17 protein-coding genes and 3 pseudogenes are annotated in these 17,436 nt (G+C 47.5%); 14 read left to right on the forward strand and 6 right to left on the reverse strand.

Annotated elements, in window-relative coordinates:
• The first annotated feature begins 18 nt into the window (after nucleotides 1-18).
• The 5 genes from C7120_RS05565 (at nucleotide 19) to C7120_RS05585 (ending at nucleotide 4,786) form a co-directional block, all read left to right on the forward strand.
• A complete protein-coding gene (locus tag C7120_RS05565; RefSeq protein ID WP_107620710.1) occupies nucleotides 19-663 on the forward strand; it encodes a hypothetical protein in 645 nt (214 codons plus the stop codon).
• A gap of 16 nt (nucleotides 664-679) precedes the next feature.
• Nucleotides 680-1,147: a CYTH domain-containing protein gene (locus C7120_RS05570; protein ID WP_107620711.1), complete on the forward strand. Its 468-nt coding sequence runs from the start codon at nucleotides 680-682 to the stop codon at nucleotides 1,145-1,147.
• Between the two features lie 87 nt (nucleotides 1,148-1,234).
• Complete coding sequence (locus C7120_RS05575; protein ID WP_107620712.1) at nucleotides 1,235-2,950, forward strand: DASS family sodium-coupled anion symporter; 1,716 nt, start codon at nucleotides 1,235-1,237, stop codon at nucleotides 2,948-2,950.
• A 13-nt stretch (nucleotides 2,951-2,963) separates the two neighbouring features.
• Nucleotides 2,964-4,421, forward strand: coding sequence for a hypothetical protein (locus C7120_RS05580; RefSeq protein ID WP_107620713.1), 1,458 nt, complete (start codon nucleotides 2,964-2,966; stop codon nucleotides 4,419-4,421).
• On the forward strand, nucleotides 4,418-4,786 hold the full coding sequence (locus C7120_RS05585; RefSeq protein ID WP_107620714.1) for a hypothetical protein: 369 nt from the start codon (nucleotides 4,418-4,420) through the stop codon (nucleotides 4,784-4,786). Before C7120_RS05580 ends, C7120_RS05585 begins: the two co-directional genes overlap by 4 nt.
• A gap of 291 nt (nucleotides 4,787-5,077) precedes the next feature.
• Here C7120_RS05585 and C7120_RS14340 read toward each other — a convergent pair.
• Nucleotides 5,078-5,179 (reverse strand): annotated as a pseudogene (locus C7120_RS14340) (mobilization protein); the annotation flags it as partial.
• Between the two features lie 791 nt (nucleotides 5,180-5,970).
• On the opposite strand from C7120_RS14340, the gene C7120_RS14345 reads away from it, so the two are divergent.
• The 5 genes and pseudogenes from C7120_RS14345 to C7120_RS05620 form a co-directional block, all read left to right on the forward strand.
• A complete protein-coding gene (locus C7120_RS14345) occupies nucleotides 5,971-6,180 on the forward strand; it encodes a hypothetical protein (RefSeq protein ID WP_078805560.1) in 210 nt (69 codons plus the stop codon).
• Between the two features lie 12 nt (nucleotides 6,181-6,192).
• A complete protein-coding gene (locus tag C7120_RS05605; protein WP_107620715.1) occupies nucleotides 6,193-6,411 on the forward strand; it encodes a hypothetical protein in 219 nt (72 codons plus the stop codon).
• Nucleotides 6,412-6,422: 11 nt separating this feature from the next.
• Nucleotides 6,423-6,704: a hypothetical protein gene (locus C7120_RS05610; RefSeq protein ID WP_107620716.1), complete on the forward strand. Its 282-nt coding sequence runs from the start codon at nucleotides 6,423-6,425 to the stop codon at nucleotides 6,702-6,704.
• 12 nt (nucleotides 6,705-6,716) lie between these two features.
• Nucleotides 6,717-7,307, forward strand: coding sequence for a hypothetical protein (locus C7120_RS05615; RefSeq protein ID WP_107620717.1), 591 nt, complete (start codon nucleotides 6,717-6,719; stop codon nucleotides 7,305-7,307).
• 17 nt (nucleotides 7,308-7,324) lie between these two features.
• A pseudogene (locus tag C7120_RS05620) lies at nucleotides 7,325-7,543 on the forward strand (PcfK-like family protein); the annotation flags it as partial.
• Between the two features lie 224 nt (nucleotides 7,544-7,767).
• Here C7120_RS05620 and C7120_RS05630 read toward each other — a convergent pair.
• Nucleotides 7,768-7,866 (reverse strand): annotated as a pseudogene (locus tag C7120_RS05630) (ParA family protein); the annotation flags it as partial.
• A 799-nt stretch (nucleotides 7,867-8,665) separates the two neighbouring features.
• Between C7120_RS05630 and mobA the strand changes: the two are divergent.
• The 4 genes from mobA to C7120_RS14130 all read left to right on the forward strand — a co-directional run bounded on the left by mobA (nucleotide 8,666) and on the right by C7120_RS14130 (nucleotide 12,828).
• Nucleotides 8,666-9,079: a conjugal transfer protein MobA gene (gene mobA, locus C7120_RS05640; RefSeq protein WP_107620719.1), complete on the forward strand. Its 414-nt coding sequence runs from the start codon at nucleotides 8,666-8,668 to the stop codon at nucleotides 9,077-9,079.
• Nucleotides 9,064-10,293: a conjugal transfer protein MobB gene (gene mobB, locus C7120_RS05645; RefSeq protein ID WP_107620720.1), complete on the forward strand. Its 1,230-nt coding sequence runs from the start codon at nucleotides 9,064-9,066 to the stop codon at nucleotides 10,291-10,293. The genes mobA and mobB overlap by 16 nt, the downstream gene beginning before the upstream one ends.
• A gap of 14 nt (nucleotides 10,294-10,307) precedes the next feature.
• Nucleotides 10,308-12,320, forward strand: coding sequence for a conjugal transfer protein MobC (mobC, locus tag C7120_RS05650; protein WP_107620721.1), 2,013 nt, complete (start codon nucleotides 10,308-10,310; stop codon nucleotides 12,318-12,320).
• Between the two features lie 295 nt (nucleotides 12,321-12,615).
• Complete coding sequence (locus tag C7120_RS14130; RefSeq protein ID WP_233247030.1) at nucleotides 12,616-12,828, forward strand: permease of the drug/metabolite transporter; 213 nt, start codon at nucleotides 12,616-12,618, stop codon at nucleotides 12,826-12,828.
• A 140-nt stretch (nucleotides 12,829-12,968) separates the two neighbouring features.
• On the opposite strand, the gene C7120_RS05660 is transcribed toward C7120_RS14130, so the two are convergent.
• The 4 genes from C7120_RS05660 to C7120_RS05680 form a co-directional block, all read right to left on the reverse strand.
• A complete protein-coding gene (locus C7120_RS05660) occupies nucleotides 12,969-13,304 on the reverse strand; it encodes an RteC domain-containing protein (protein ID WP_107621403.1) in 336 nt (111 codons plus the stop codon).
• Between the two features lie 44 nt (nucleotides 13,305-13,348).
• Nucleotides 13,349-13,567: a hypothetical protein gene (locus C7120_RS13885; RefSeq protein ID WP_158267350.1), complete on the reverse strand. Its 219-nt coding sequence runs from the start codon at nucleotides 13,565-13,567 to the stop codon at nucleotides 13,349-13,351.
• 209 nt (nucleotides 13,568-13,776) lie between these two features.
• A complete protein-coding gene (locus tag C7120_RS05665) occupies nucleotides 13,777-15,264 on the reverse strand; it encodes a hypothetical protein (RefSeq protein ID WP_107621404.1) in 1,488 nt (495 codons plus the stop codon).
• Between the two features lie 645 nt (nucleotides 15,265-15,909).
• Entirely contained in the window at nucleotides 15,910-17,418 is a 1,509-nt protein-coding gene (locus tag C7120_RS05680) for a hypothetical protein (protein ID WP_107620724.1), read from the reverse strand.
• Nucleotides 17,419-17,436 lie beyond the last annotated feature (18 nt).

A 17,436-nucleotide genomic window follows, 5' to 3' on the forward strand; every position in this document is an offset into this window, starting at 1 on the left:
GTAAACATTTAATAAGAAATGGCAAAAGAAGAATTAAAGATCGGCGAGATTTCAAAACCTCGCTTTGAATTCCGTAGTTTTGGCCGCTGCTTTTTTGATGCGGCCAAGAGAATGGCGCGCTTGAGTGCTCCTGTCCCGGAGAAAGTCTGGGAACGCCACAGTACAGAGACCTACATCGTAAGCCGTACGAACGATGTCAACAATACCAAAATCCGTAATGGGAAGATGGATATCAAGACATTCGTACAGGTCGTGGATGGTCTGGAGCAATGGAATCCTCTGATGAAAGGTGAGTTCCCTATTTCTGCGCAGGTGCTGAAAGATGAGGTATTCCCGGCATTCAAGGTTGAGGGTTGCCCTGAATTGACAAAGGAAAGCTATATGCTCGATGAGTTCCTACAGATGATTGACGAGCATCCTGACCTTCAGGCGGTAACGGTAGAGAAGGTTCGTTTTGGCTATATGGTGAATAACACCATCTGCGAGACAGGCGATGTTTACATCAACGGCGCTTTGGTTAAGACCATTAATTCAGAGTCTACAGAGATTGAGGATATCAAGAAGACCATCAAGGACTGTGGTTTGGAAGGTGTAGAGAATATCAATTATCTGCAGGCAATCAAACGTGTGATTGGTATGATTAACAAACCTTTGGCTAACTAATCCGTAAATTACAATTATGGCACAAGAAATAGAAAGAAAGTTTTTGGTGAAGGGCGACTTTAAGAGCGAAGCTTTTAAGGCTACCCGCATAACACAGGGTTATCTCTGTTCCGTTCCAGAGCGTACTGTTCGCGTGAGGGTGAAAGGCGATAAGGGCTTTATCACGATTAAGGGTATCGGGAACGAGAGTGGCGCAAGTCGTTTTGAGTGGGAGAAAGAAATTCTTGTGGCTGAGGTTCAGGACCTTCTCAAACTCTGCGAGCCAGGCATTATCGACAAAACCCGCTATCTTGTAAAGGCTGGTGAATTTACTTTCGAGGTAGACGAATTCTATGGCGAGAACGAGGGATTGACCGTTGCAGAAGTAGAACTTCCCGACGAGAATGCTGTTTTCGAGCATCCCGAATGGTTGGGCGAGGAGGTAACCGGCGACAAGCGTTATTACAACTCAATGTTGATGAAGAACCCGTATAAGAACTGGTAATCGAGTTTCATACCGACTTTTGAGAAGAGGTGAGTCGGGGAAAGCCCCGGCTCACATCCTCTTCCTTAAAACCTAAATCATAGCATCATGACAGAAGAAACAAAACCCACTAAGCCTTACGATCCTTTAGACATGAGCAACTATCGCATAGAGAACTTGCCTAAAATGCAGAAAACCGGTTTCGAGTGGTTCCTGCAGAAGATAGGCGGCCCATTGTCGGTTGTAGTTTTCGTGCTGTTATACTGGTGTGTAGACCTTCCGTTCATTGATCGTATCGACACAAATGCTGAGACTACAACTCTCACAGAATCTGCCATGCAACGCTATGAACAGTTGAATAAAGCGACGACAAAAGAACTGAAGCTGGCTGCGGAGGGTGAGAAGGTGCGGCCGACGGAAGAGGCACTCGCACAGAAGTCGGAAGTTACCACTCATGGCAAGTTCCTGCGCATCAATTATGCCATGATGGCCATCTTCGTGGCAGCAATCATCCTGTGGATCACAGAGGCAATCCCGAATTACCTGACATCCCTATTGATCATTCTGTCGATAGTTTTGACTGGTGTAACTACCGACAAAACGGCCTATGCCCAGTTGGGACATCCGGTGATGTGGCTGAATATCCTGTCGTTTATATTGGCAAGCATGCTGGTGAAAACACAGGTGGCAAAGCGATTCGCGCTGTGGTTTGTACTCAAATTCGGTAAGAAAGCGAGTGGTGTGATGATCAGTTTTATCGTTATCAACCTTGTGCTTTCTGCATTTATCTCTGCTACAACGGCTAAAGCTGCCATCCTTTTGCCAATCTTTATGGTGATAGCAGCTATTTACGGGGCAACTGGTGGTGAGCATCGCAACAACTTTGGCCGAAACTTGATTCTGCAAAATCTCTTCCAAATCAACCTTGGAGCAAATGCCTTCCTGACAGGATCAGGCGCTACTTTGCTGGCAGGGTCGCTGATTGCAGGTGCAATGGGCATTGGTTCTTTCAGTTATCAGGACTGGTTTAAGGCTGCTTTTCCAATGAGTGTATTGCTCATTTTCATTGCTTGGTTTGTGGGTTCCAGGATTTTCTTCCCACTGAAAAGGGGAGAGGATATACCTCAGATCAGTGGCGGAATGGATCGTTTGCGCGAAGAGTTGAACAAGTTGGGTAAGATCAAGCCTGAGGAATATAAGGCGATTGCCATCTTCTTGATTGTGCTGATCCTGTGGGCAACTGATAAACAGCATGGAATCAACCAGACGGCAGTAGCCTTCATGGGTGCCGTGGCAGCATTGCTTCCCGGAATAGGTGTAGTGAGATGGAATGATGTAGACATACCTTGGCATCTCTTGCTGTTCTCTGCAGGTGCCTATACTTTGGGTGCCGGCTTTGATGCAACAGGCCTTCCCGGTACGATGGTGGATGCCTTGTTCAGCAGCCTGGGCATCTCTCAGGCCACTCCTTTCTGGGTGCTTTACCTTATGCTTACGGCCGGGATGCTTGTCTTTGCTCTGGTATTTGAGTCAAAAACCATGCTTACACTCATTTTCGTGCCTATTGCCATTGGTGTTGCGCAGAAGAATGGCTATCCCGTCATGAGTCTGGCATTCCCTGTGGCCATGCTTGTGGGGCATGTTTATGTATTGCCTTTCAATAGCAAACCGGCAGCTTTGCTTTATACCACCAACCAATATAGCTATAGCGACACTTTCAAGTTTGGCATCACGATGATGTTCATCAGTTGGCTGGTCATCATCCTGTGGGGGGAGACGGTCCTTCGCTGGATGGGTTATACATCAGGAGTCTTTGGCGTTTAAGAGGTGAGTTGCTATGATAGAAATCAATCCGAAGATACACGATCGGTTCTCCCTGGAGTTTAAGGTGGGCTTCGTTGCCGAGGGCGACAAGCCTACCAGCGAATTCCAGATGAACACCTGGATTTACATTCCGGAGACGCTGGATGTGAATCGCTATACTTATTTCAAAGACAGTTTCTATCGAGACACGCGTTCTTATCTGCGTTTTATCACGCCTTCTTATCGTCTGTCGGAACTTGCGGATGATTACATCTTGCCTTACAAGCGGCTTCGCCAGGCATGTTATAATATGGTTGAAAACCTTTCCGAGAAGACTCGGAAGGCCTATGAAACGGAAATCAAGATGTATGCCTCGATAGTGAAGAGCAGCATCCGCGACGGATATGTGGAGGTTGTGAACTCTCAGGACGAGGCTGAAAAGGCAAAACTGGCCGACCTATACCTTATTAATATATATAAGGTCTTGCAACTCTACCGTTCAGTCCGCGTGCTATTTGACGGGGCGAGGGGCAAGGGAGCCATCGCGGAGCCCTTTGATTTCGGCGATGAGTTTATCTCAAATGTAGTGGAGCAACATGTTTTCCGCCTGGTGGAATGGCTGAAGGAATCTGGTTTTGAATGGACGGATCAGTTTAAAGTCCGTATCGATGATTTGCTTAAGAAGGAGGATGAGTACCGCAAGTCAAGGGGATTCCTGCGGGTAGAGAAGGAGAGCGATGACCGCAACCGCAAGTTTGTGTATCGTGCGGGACAGTTGAAGAAGTATCTGGAGAGCAATCTCTATCTGCCTGTCCACAAGCGCAGCAATACGGTCTTCCTCGAGCAGGTGGCGTTCAGCTTTGCGGCCGGAGTCTCCATGATTTTTGCCACGGTTGTTTCCTTTGCTTTTCAGCAGACCTATGGTAATTTCACCCTGCCGTTCTTCATTGCGCTGGTCATTAGTTACATGTTTAAAGACCGCATAAAGGATCTCATCCGCAACTATTTTGCCAATCGTTTGGGCAGCCGATTCTATGATTATATCATCCATATACGGGTGAACAATCGCAAGTTGGGTTGGTGCAAGGAGGGTTTTGACTTCGTTTCTTCACAGAAGATCTCTAGGCATGTACAGGAGAAAAGAGCACGCAAATCGCCTTTGGTATTGGGAAAAGGAGTGGATGAGCAAATCATGCAATACCGTAAGAAGGTGCACCTCAGGCCTAAGGAGGTGGCCCGGCTTTCTGAATATCCGCTTGCGGGTATCAATGAAATCATTCGTTATAATCTCTCAGAGTTTATGCGTAAGATGGACAATCCGCAGGTGCCGCTCTATGTAAATGAGGGCGGGGCAGACCTGGACAGAACTTTGGGAGACAAGGTGTATTATATCAATTTTGTCATCCAGTGTATCTACGATGAACAGCGCGAATACCGTCGCTATAAAGTATGCTTGTCGCAGGCTGGAATTAAAGGTATTCAGGAAATATGAAACTAAGGAATCTCTTTTTTGCAGGCTTCTTGCTCGCTGCCACTTCTTGCACCAATACGAATACGGTGAATATTCTCATTCAGAATACAGGGGTAAAAGATCTCGTGAATCCCGAAGTCGCCGTGTCGTTAGAGGAAGTGATGGGTTATCTGCGGACTAAGAAATCTGATGTTCTTGTTCTCCTCAACGAGAAGAATCTTCCCGTAACCTACACCTATAATGCGGATAGTACTTCTATCATTTTCTCTGTTCCTGTAATCAAAAAAGGATCGCAAAAGACCTATTCCATGAATCGTCGAGAGAGCAGACTTGTGGACAATCTCTTCAAATTCCGTCAGGAAAACATCCTCGTGTCCGTGAAATGAAAATCCTAAAAATATTCTAAAGATAGCCGGGCCTTCTCTTTGTTGTAAAGAAAAATATGCAAAAATGGGGCGTCTCTAACTTTGCGTTCCAGCAAAAGATTTGGCCGGGAAGTCTCAAAAACGGCATCTGAAAATGTCCCATATGGCTTTTGTTTTCGCGGGAGATGGCCTTTTGTCCTGTAAGATTATTCTTAAAATACAACTTGTTGGAAATAAAGAAGTTACTTTGTTACCGAATAACAAGCGTTTTTGATGAGAATTTCTTTATTCTGCGCTGCTTGAATGTATGTATTACAGTCCTCTCCCTCGTTTCTTTTTCCTGTTGGCTTGGTTTCTTAGCTTGCGCTGTCATGCTGTCTCGGCATAGTCATCGCTCTGTGTGGTAGGTGTAATTTTATAGGAGACACTTGACAAACAGAATCAATTTTCCCTTCTCAATTGACAATTAAATGCAGTATCAAACTATCATTATTTAGTTTGAGAATTTCATCTTTATTGGTGTTTTTGATAAAATATAAAACATTTTGGTTAAATGCATGTAGTTTTTTGAATAAAATCTATCATTTAGGTCTAAGTAATTGGCTATGAACAGCCTTGTGAGTTATGATTTTCAACAGGTAATGATTTAGCGACCTATCTTCTGCAATGACACACAACGCTTTGCATAACTCGAATAACCTATTGCAAAGGTAATACTATCTACGGAGAAAGACGAAACTTTCTCCGTTTTTCTTTTCTAATAGTTGTCTGTTAAGACAATAGTTTTCATTCTTTTCGTCTTATTCCTCACGATTATGGCAGCCTTTCTTGTGAAGGCTGCCTTTCATTTTTTCGCTCTGTCCTCTCAGGTGTTCCTCTCCACATTCTACTCTATGTATTCGCATCGGGATCGGTTGTTCGTTGTCAGCGGCAAAGGTAGTTCCGGGCTTTTACGGACAAAAAAGGTCGGGACGGCAAGCCGTTTAGACGACAATCTCCACACTTCCATTTCATTGCAGGTAGTATTCTCGCCGTAAAACCTTGTTTGTCCTAAGCCCTACCTTTTTACGCCCCTGAAACGAAAACGACCGACCCGACGGAAAGACGCATAAAAAAATGTCGGAAACACGAGGACAGAGGACATTAAAATGGAAACTCAACTCCCTCACCTCTGGAATCCGCATAAAATCAAAAAATCAGACAAGATGAAACTGAGATACAAAATATCAATTTGGGTGGTACTTGCACTCGCAGGCTCTCTCCTTTGTGGCGGAAGCGTCTGGCTTTGGCTAGTAGGGATATGTGCAGGGAAATTCCTCTTTCGGCTACTCCTTACCATCACTTTGACAATCGCAGTGTACATCTTGGCTTATGCCCTCATCATCGGGGCAATACTTTGGATACTCATTTCTTAAACAGACAGATATATGAAAAGAAGAAGCAAGACAATCGCACAGCAATGCAGATACTACGAAGTGGACAACATCTTCGAGTATATGGTATCGGTTTACCTCAACGGAAACATATCCGCCTTTGGGGAACTATACAAGGAACTCAATCGGAAAGACAGAAATGAGTTTATCACCTATCTCTTTTCAGAGGTTGCCCCTACCCATATCCAAGAAATCATTTTAGCAACAATCTAAATATAGGAACAATGGAAGCATTCAGATTTTACCAAGACCGAAAGGTTACTTGTTGGGAACGCACCCACTTTGAAGTAACAGTCGAGAATTACGAGGAAGCCGTTGCTCTTGTCAAGTCGTGGCAAGGTGAGGACGTTCTCTGTTTTGAGGACAACGAGAAAGTCATCATTACGGACGGAGAAACATTATATGACACCTCCGAACACCTATCCGTAGAGGAAAACGGAGGGAAACCGACTATCGAGGTCTTTGCGGACAATGGAGAAGACATCATCAATAATGCAACCCGATAACACCAAACGAATATGAGAACGGAAACAAGAACATACGAGGTATATAACCTCCACGAACTGACCAAAGAGGCACAAGCAAAGGCACACAGCCATTGGGCGGAACATTTCAACTATGGTTGGGACGAAGAAAACCGAAAGACATTGCAAGCCTTTGAACAGATGTTCAATATCAAGGTGGACAGATGGTCATACGATGATTATTCCTATTGGTATCGTTTCACTTCTCCTTACAGCGAGGAAGAAGATAATTTGAAAGGGGTTAGACTTCTGAAATACCTTGTCAATAACTATTGGAACGACTTGTATATACCCAAAACCATTTGGGGGCACAATTACAAGACAAAGCGCAAGAGCCGTGTATTCGTCACCAATGATTGTGTTTTGACGGGCTATTATATGGACTATGAGATATTACAGCCTATATACGACTTTCTGAAAGCCCCCGACAACACCACCCTTTACGAACTTATGAACAAGTGCTTAAACGGCTTTTTCAAGGCTTGCAGGGACGATATGGAATATCAACTCAGCGAAGAAGCCTTTGCCGAGAGTTGCGAAGCCAACAACTACGAATTTCTTTCTGACGGAACATTATTCAACTGATAAAAACAACAAAGACAATGAAAGGTACAGAACATTTCAAGGACGTTATCCAAAACTATTTGGAAACGAGAGCATCATACGATGAACTCTTTGCGGAGAGTTTCCGCAAAGAGAACAAGAGCATAGACGAGTGTATTACCTACATCTTGACGGAAGTCCAAAGAATGGGGTGTGCAGGTCTGTCCGATGAGGAGGTATATTCCCTTGCCGTGCATTATTATCCCCACTCCAAGATTATCCCAAGCCAATAACGACAAGCGTTGAGTATTAAGCATATACCGTCATTACTTGCTGCAATGGCTTGGGATAATATTACTTCCGTGTAAACTGCTTTAGCCAGTTTTTTATGTGAGGCTTAGTTTCCCACTCTCCCCTCTCGGGGCGTTCAGGGGTGATGTTTGCATAAGCCTTCTCAAGCGCATCCCTCTTTTGCTTAGAGTCTGCATGAGCATATATTTCAGGCATAGTGCAGGTAACTTGCCGTCAAGACCGTAAAGGTCGTTTTGCCGACACCGCCCTTCTGGGTGGAGAAGGCAATGAAAACAGGTTTCTTTTTCATTTCATTTTCTGTTTAATGGTTCTACATATATGTGTGGAAAGGCGTATTCACACCTTGGTTTGTTTCCTTGAAAAGGCGGATGTGGAAATAAGTCCGTGAGGGAATAAATCCCCGGACAGGCATACGGCGAGGTATTCCGATAAGGGAACATAGACCCGCCTTTTGGGATATGTCCCTCCTTGCATAGGAGTGGAGCTATATGACGGGAGTCATACCTGCACACGTCCACCCATCCATACGTCCACACTTGTACCCTTGCACAAGGGTGTGAGGGGCGACGGGTGCAATAACTTGTACACATTCTCATTCCTATTTCCATTTCCGTAATTGTCTGTTCAAATGGCTGCGGACAGGTTTTTAGACTTGGGCAGGCAGGTGTGTCCACCGACCCGCAAACAGCCGTCCGACAGGGCAAATATAGAAGCCTTTACCCCCTTGTTTCTACCCTTTTTGCTAACTGCGTACTTGTGGCTTCGATTTACGTATTTGTGGCTCCGTAAAAGATAAGTGACTTAGACACAAGGCTTAGTAACTTTGCACCCAAGCGGTAAGCCGAAGCCTTCGAGGCATAAAGCGTTCTTTTTTGAGGGACTCGACTTCCGTCCTTCGCGGACGGATTTATTTGCGCCGGAGCAAATAGCAAGGTATGTTTTATGCAGCACGACTCCGTTTTTGCAGCATAAAACCCTTGCTCTTGCAGAGGGCTGAAAAAACTCCGAAGTCGTTTTTTCTTGGAAGAGAGAATGCGATGCCTCAAATGCCGGTGATGTCGTGAAACACTAAAATCCAAAGTAAACAAATGAGACAAAAGAAAATGAGGAGCATAAGCTCCAAAGAGAAGACGGAGAAGCGTGTTTCTGTCAATTTTACGCCTACTGAATTTGCACAATTCCTATCTATGAAGGAAGCGGCAGGTGTTCAGAGTTTATCGGCTTTCATCAAGGCAAGGGTCTTTGATGAGACATTTCGAGTGATAAAAGTCAATCGTTCATTGCTCGATTACTATCAGAAACTGACGACTTTGTATGGGCAGTTTCGCAGCGTAGGGGTGAATTATAACCAGACTGTGGTCGCTCTGAAGAGCAATTTTACGGAGAAGAAAGCCTTTGCGATGCTCGCCAAGTTGGAGAAGATGACACTCGAATTGGCAGTTATTGGAGGCGAAATCGTACAACTCACCCGTGAATTTCAAGAGAAATGGTCGCAAAGATAAGCTACGGGAGTTCTCTTTTCGGGGCGTTGGCGTACAATGGAGAGAAGGTAAACGAGGGTGTTGCGAAGATTTTGGAGACCAACAAAGTGTTTTGTTCTGCCGATGGAACACACGATATAGCGGCTTGTATGCAGGACTTTCTGGCATATATGCCGAGTCTGATTCATACCAAAAAGCCTATTATACACATCTCTCTGAACCCGCATCCCGATGATAAAATAACCGATGAGCAGTTCTCTGCCATTGCTCAGGAGTATATCGAAAAGATGGGCTATGGCAACCAGCCCTTTGTCGTGTATAAACACGAGGACATAGACAGGCATCACCTGCATATTGTCACCTTAGCCGTCGATGAACAAGGGAAGAAGATTAACGATGGCAACAACTTCTACAGGAGTAAGCATATCACACGGGAGATAGAACAGAAATACGGATTACACCCTGCCGACAAGAAACAATTCAAGGAGGTATTCCGTTTGCAGGAAGTCCGTCCGGAAGAAGGAAACTTCAAGAAACAACTGGCTTCAGTTATCAAACTGGCGGTCAAATTCTACCACTGTACGAGTTTCAAGGAATACCGTGCCTTGCTCTCCACCTATAATATATGTGTGGAAGAAGTCAAGGGAGAGGTGCATGGAAAACCTTACAACGGGCTGGTCTATTTTGCCACAGATAAGAATGGCAAAAAGGTTGGAAATCCATTCAAGTCCTCGGTCTTTGGAAAAGCGGTCGGATACGAAGCCCTGCAAAACAGCTTCAAGGCTTCAAAGGAGGAACTGAAAGAAAAATGGCTTGCTCCCAAGACCAAAGCGGTCGTAGCCGGAGCATTGAGACGTTCTGCCACAAGAGAGGATTTCAGGGATAATCTCTATCGCAAGGGAATTGATGTCCTCTTCCGTGAGAACGAAGAAGGTCGGCTATACGGTGTCACCTTTATAGACCATAACAACGGCTGTGTCGTCAATGGCTCGAGATTGGGGAAGGAACTTTCGGCAAATGCCATTGCCGAGTGGTTCAACTGCCCGCATCCCGAATTGTCTGCTCCTATACAACAGAATGTGAAAGGCAGTATTTCCCAAACTCAGACTTCGGACGGGGATGCCGTCTTGGGTGGTCTTCTCGATTTGCCCTTGGAAACTCACGGAACGGATTGGGAGGAAGAGCAGTTCCGCAGACGGATGCAGCGCAAGAAAAGAAAACAACGTAAACTCTAAAAAACAGAAAGATTATGTCACAACAAGAAGACGATTTGAGAGCACTGGCGAAAATCATGGATTTTCTGCGTGCCGTAAGTATTATATTGGTAGTAGCCCACCTCTATTGGTATTGCTATGAGGCGATACGGCTATGGGGCGTGAATATCGGTGTGGTGGACAGGATACTGATGAACTTCCACCGCACGGCAGGACTGTTCGGCAATATGCTTTATACCAAGCTTTTTGCGCTGGTACTGATGGGACTTTCCTGTCTGGGTACAAAAGGCGTGAAAGAGGAGCACATCACTTGGACGAAAATATGGGCATTCATGGGCATCGGCTTTGTCTTTTTCTTCCTTAACTGGTGGATACTCGCCTTGCCACTGCCCATAGAGGCGAATGTGGCTCTCTATACCTTTACGATAACCGTAGGCTATATTTGTCTGCTGATGGCGGGACTCTATATGAGCCGGCTCTTGAAGAACAACCTGATGGAGGATGTCTTCAATCAGGAAAACGAATCCTTTATGCAGGAGACAAAGCTATTGGAAAACGAGTACTCGGTCAATCTGCCGACCCGATTCTATTATCGTAAGAAATGGAACAGGGGCTGGATAAATGTCGTCAATCCTTTTCGTGCGGTCTCCGTATTGGGAACGCCGGGCAGCGGTAAGTCCTATGCCATCATCAATAATTTCATCAAGCAGCAAATCGAAAAAGGTTTTGCCATCTACTGTTATGATTTCAAGTATCCCGACCTTTCCACGATTGTTTACAACCATCTGCTGCATCATTCGGAAGGGTACAAGGTCAAGCCGAAGTTTTACGTGATCAATTTCGATGACCCTCGTCGGTCACATCGCTGTAATCCGATACACCCTGACTTTATGAGCGACATATCGGATGCCTACGAATCGGCTTATACGATTATGCTTAACCTCAACAAGACGTGGGTGCAGAAGCAGGGAGATTTCTTCGTGGAGTCGCCCATCGTACTCTTCGCCGCCATCATCTGGTATCTCCGCATTTTCGAGGGAGGGAAATACTGCACCTTTCCGCATGCCATAGAGTTTCTCTGCCGCAAGTACGAGGATATTTTTCCGATACTCACCTCATATCCTGAATTGGAGAACTATCTTTCTCCTTTCATGGATGCTTGGCTCGGAGGGGCGGCTGACCAGTTGCAGGGACAGATAGCCTCCGCCAAGATACCCTTGTCAAGGATGATAAGTCCGCAGCTCTATTGGATTATGACAGGAGATGATTTCACACTCGACATCAATAATCCCAAAGAGCCTAAAATCCTTTGTGTGGGGACCAATCCCGACAGACAGAACATTTACGGAGCAGCATTGGGGTTGTATAATTCGCGTATCGTCAAGCTCATCAATAAGAAAGGAATGCTGAAAAGTTCGGTGCTGATAGACGAGCTGCCCACCATCTATTTCAAGGGATTGGACAACTTGATAGCCACCGCACGAAGCAACAAGGTGGCGGTATGCTTGGGCTTTCAGGACTTCTCACAGTTGAAGCGGGATTATGGAGACAAGGAAGCTGCAGTGGTGATGAACACTGTCGGAAACATTTTCTCCGGTCAGGTGGTCGGCGAAACGGCAAAGACGCTCTCGGAGAGGTTTGGCAAGGTGCTTCAGAAACGGCAGAGCATGAGCATCACCCGAAGCGACAAGACGACCTCCATATCCACGCAGATGGACAGCCTGATTCCACAGAGCAAGATTTCCACGCTCACACAGGGAATGTTCGTGGGAGCGGTCGCAGATAACTTCTCCGAACGTATCGAGCAGAAGATATTCCACTGTGAGATTGTAGTGGACAATGCGAAAGTGGCAAAGGAAACGGCTGCTTACCGCCCGATACCCATTCTGACAGACTTCACGAATGAAAACGGAGAGGATATGATGGAGCAGGAAATCAAGGCGAACTATGACCGTGTCAAGACGGAGGTGCGGGACATCGTGGAAAGGGAGTTGCAGCGGATTGCCGATGATCCGGAACTCTCCAAACTGCTCAATACCAAGAAATAATGGCTGTTTTTCTTGGCTCTAAGACGGGATTTTTGTATTTTTGAACACACTAATTGATTACACTATGAATTGTTTTAATCATACCCAAGAACCGGCAGTTGCCCAATGCTCAGATTGCGGGAAAGGACTATGCTCAGAATGTGCGGAAAGGTATCAGCCGATACTCTGTACACCTTGTTTTCAGAAAAGAAAACGTAGTGAGATTTGGCGAAGCATCTTCAGTCTGTTGTTTCTCATCGCCTTGTTTGTCATAGGTTTCAGATGGAATTTCTTGGCGACCAAAGGTTTTGAAGATATGAGAGGTCTGTCCGGATATGTGCTGATGGCCATATGGTCGGGCTACCTCTTCGTGGAAAAGTTCATTCCCTATAAAATGATTGCCGGAACAAACGGGCAGTGGGTATTTTACTATATCTTCAAACTCCTCCTCTTTGTTATCATCGGAGTTTTTACCGCTCCTTTCACCTGTCTGTGGGCTGTGTATCGGATAATAAGGGCATTTCGGTAAGAGGTGGTAATTTCTCCAACTGAGGGCTGGAGAAATTACAATCTATATTTTGAGAGATTAGAAGAACTTCTGCAACCGATAGTTGCAGAAAATAAATGAAGGGAGATATTCCTGGTTTGGAGTATCTCCCTTTGTTTCATTTACCGTTTCTTGAATTTTCCGCCTTTCAGGTCGCTTTCCACCATACGCTTGTTGAGTTTCTCCCGGAGTTCATCAAGGAAATAGGTGCGGCTGTCGTCCTTGCGTCGCTTCATGTTCATATAGACGTTGTAGCAGTTCTTGACTTCTACGCCGAAGATGTTGGAAAGAGCGTCTGCCAACTCTTCTACACCGATTTTTCCGTTGTTGATACAGTCGCAGGTGTCGAGAGCATAGAGCAGTTCCACCAAATCCACGACCTTTCCCGTCCAGCGGAACTTCTTGGCAGGAGAGGCAAGGACGGTGTTCGCTGTCGGCAGCAGCCCTTTGATACGCATGTCGAGGAGTTCCAGCTCGATGGCGACGATGTCCGAAAGTTCTTTCAGTTTTTTTCTGCCATGCTGCCCTTCCGACAAGTTCTGTTCAGGGCAAGTAGATGGCAGGCGGTGTAACGCAATGTGCGGTACGTTGCTGTCAGGGGGGGCTCCGTTTCGCTCATGGCAAGGATTTCCGTGCGGAAGTCCTCGGCGGCGCGACATACCTCGGGGGATTGTGCGGAGAGGATTATCTCCAATTTGGGTGATTGCGTCAGTCGTTCCATAATATTGTGAGTTAATATTCTATCATTGCTGTTTTCTGTTAATTGATTTATCGTTTTTGTTCTGCAATCGTGCCTTTTGCACCCCACCCGTGGGGTATCTCGGCAGGTCACTCGTGGGGTATCGTCGCACCCCACGAGTGAGGTACCGAAGACGTTGCTTTGTTTGTTGCGTTTCCGCCCCCTCGATGGCTGATGCTATTTCGGCTTCGTCACTGTTTTACATATACCGTCTGCATGCCGACGCCCTTATAGCGCATCGCCCCATACTTTCCACCACCCTGATAGTCCTGGCAGAAGCTGTAGTCATGGGCTTCGAGCTTGCCCTTCTTGTTGCGGTAAACCACCCATGCCCGCACGGCGCGATCGGTCGGCACACTACCGTTGTAGTGAACCTTCCACGCTTCGTTGATGACCACCACGCGGAGTGCGCCCGGCACCTTCTGCCTGGCAATGCTCAGCACCTGTGCGTTGAGCTGCCTGTCCATTGCGCCTGCCTTCAGGGCCATTGTCGGGGGCTCGGGCGTCACCACTGCCGCATTGACTATCTCTGCGTATTCGGGCGTATTGTTGTAGCGGGTGTAAGACATCAGCTGACTGTTGAACTTGCCCTTGTTGCGTTCGTAGTCCTTGTGCTCTGTCAGTATGTGCTTGTACATCTCGTTGCCGGCAAGCATATACAGCACCTTCAGATGCGGCTCTTTCGAGGTTTCAACCATTTCATAGAAATCGTTCACTGTCGTGGCGATGAGGTTAATATCGACCGCCACGCACGCCACATCCCGCATCAGCACCTCGCGGTCGTACGGCGACACCCCGGCGGCATAGGGAAACATCAGGCCTGCCTTCGCGTCGGCCACTCCGGTATTGCCCTTCACGGCATACTCTTTCACCGCCGTTACGCGGGTGCTTTCGTAGGCAAGCAGCATGCCCAGTGCCCATACCGATGACTTGCAATTGGGGTCGGCAAAGAAGCGTGCCGCCATGGGATAGCGGAACAGTTCATCTACCTGCATGGCCAGTTTCTGTCCGTCGGCAGAAACGAGTTCCGGGTTCTTCGTTGCGTTGTAGCCCACGATGCCCAGTTTCTCATAGCCCTCATAGCCCATCGGGGCCGTGAGGAACATCTTGATCATATCGAGATAGTAGGCAAGAGGGTTAAAAAGCCGGTTTTTCCCAAGGGCATAGAAGGTGGGATACTTGTAGTAGGGCTGCAACGGGAAGAGCTTCGGGTCGAGGTGCTCGTAGGCGGCGTACATCTGCTTGTACGACTTCGAGTAACCGCTCGGCACGCTCTCGTTGTTGGCAAACGGCTCGTGGGTCAGTGCCTCTTTCGAGGGCTCGAAGTTCTGCTTGTAAAGGCTGATGAGCTTGTTGTACTGGCCGCTCTTGCTCAGGTTGCTGCCGTTGATGAAGAAATACGTATCTACAGACTCCTCCGTGTTGCCTGCTGTTTTGTCCGCCGTTTTGTCCATGCCTGTAACATTGTTAAGGGCGTCGCCTGTCTTACTCTTCACGGCATTGGCAGCCTTGTTCATCACCTTGTCTTTGGTCTCTTCGGCCTTTTCCTTCGCTTTCTCTTTCACGGCGTTTTTGGCTTTCTTCAGAATGTTGCCAAACTGCGCGCGGGCAGGTGTGGCCAAAGCAAGGGCCAGCACCATGGCGGTCGATAATACGGTGATTTGATTTATTTTTACCATGTAATAAAGTGCCCCCCTGCTGAATCTCCTTTCAGAGCAACGCCGTGTCGAGGGCCTGGGCGTTTGCCGTGGCGTTTGCCGAACTTCGGCATTTAACACCTGTTTTGCTTTGGCGTTTGCCGAACTCCGGCATTTAACATCTGTTTTGCTTTGGCGTTTGCCGAACTTCGGCATTTAACATCTGTTTTGCTTTGGCGTTTTCCGAACTCCGGCATTTAACACCTGTTTTGCTTTGGCGTTTGCCGAACTTCGGCATTTAACATCTGTTTTGCTTTGGCGTTTCCCGAACTCCGGCATTTAACATCTGTTTTGTTTTGGCGTTTGCCGAACTCCGGCATTTAACATCTGTTTTGCTTTGGCGTTTTCCGAACTCCGGCATTTAACATCTGTTTTGCTTTGACGTTTTCCGAACTTCGGCATTTAACACCTGTTTTGCTTTGATGTTTTCCGAGAGCCCGGAAAGTCTGCCGTCATTTGCCGGGACGGCGAAAAGACATGATTTATCGCTATAATTTGTTTACCGGACACCAATAATAGTGAAACATTTAGTTATTGTTTATATCTCCCCTCCCGCCGCTCTGTGGGCGGGCGGGAGAGGTTTTTATTGTCAGCTTATTGCATCATGCCCATAGGGGCAAGGCTAAGTTATTGGCGCACGGGGCGAATCGGGAACCCTTTGTAGCGGTCGACGAAGATCCTGTTTTGGTCGTTCGAATTGAAGAAGAGGTAGCGGGCGCAGACGCCGCCTGGCACATCGCTGAGCGAACTCGACCAGTAGTAGCCTATTGTGCGGATATCTTGGGATTCGAAACCTTCGCGGCAGCCGGCGGCAGGCAGGAAGATGACGTTGCCATTCGTGCCTTTCACCTCGTAGCCTGCTACGCCGTTCTTCTTCGTCCATTTCCAGGTGCATACGCCGATCAGTTCCTTGATTTCTTCTGCGGTCGGCATGCGCCAGGGAGTGCCAAGTTTGGCAGTGGCGACATCATCTTCCGGATCGAGGACGGTCTTGCTGTCACTATCGTTGTACTTGGTAATGTTGCTTTTCGTACCCCACTTGTAGGTATTCCATGAGTAGTCGGCCTTAACCATTGTTTCGCCCCAGGCGTAGTAGTGGCCGTAGTCGCTCGGTTTCGTTGCACCGAGGTTGCATGTTGCCCATTTTACGGATAGGCCGAGGTCTACATATTCCATCGTGGGCTGCGGTGTCGGGGGTGTTACCCCTCCGCCTCCGTTGCCAATCTTCTCTTTCAGTTCCTCAAGCTTCTGGATAATCTGCGCGAGGGCTGCGGCTGTATCGGCGTTGCCACTGTTCACGGCAGCGATGAGGCTGTTGATGGCGGCTGTCGTGTTGTTGATCGCCGTAACGATGTCGGCCTGCCCCGTGCCGAGCGCCTCAATCTGCGTTTTCATCGCATTGAGGGCGGCAACCACGGCGTCGAACTTGTCGCTGTAGTTCGGCATGGCCTTGATGGCGGCTTCGATGGCAGCGATCTTGTCGCCGTAGTCTGGCAGGTTCTCGATGGCCGTCTGGATGGCTGCAAGCTGCGAGCTGTAGTCGGGCAACGCCTTGATGGCGGCTTCGATGAGGGCGAGCTTTGCCTCGAGCGAGAGGGTCTGCGCCGTGATGGCGCCCTCGATGAGGGCGAGCTTGCTCTGGAGCGTGGTGTTCACATTGTTGATGGCCTCGGCGATGGCTGCTATCTTCTCCTGCATATCGCCTTGCAGGTTTTCGATGGCGGTGATGAGCTTGCCTGCCAGTTCCTCCTGCTTGAGGGTCTGGTTCTTGATGGCGGTCTCCAAGAGGGTGAGCTTGCTCTCGAGAGTGAGGGTCTGCGCCTTCATCGCTGCCTCGATGGCTGCGAGCTTGGTCTCGAGTGTGGCGTTCACGGAGGTGAGCACGTCAATGATGGCCTGCAGCTTGGTCTGCTGGTCGGCGTTCATCTTGTCGATGGCCTCGGTGAGCTTCTTGATGGCTTCCTCGTTTTTCAGGAAGCCGTTGTTGATGGCCTCAACCACCTTGGTGAAGTCGTTGATAACCGACACGTTCATCGTGTAATTAATCTCGGGTGCGTCTTCCTGACACGAGGTGAAGAACGCAGGTGTTGCCAACAGCATCGCGATGGCGAACAGAATGGATTTGATTCGTTTCATCTTACTATGATTTTAATG

The sequence above is a fragment of the Prevotella sp. oral taxon 376 genome, from assembly GCF_003043945.1.
GTDB lineage: Bacteria > Bacteroidota > Bacteroidia > Bacteroidales > Bacteroidaceae > Prevotella.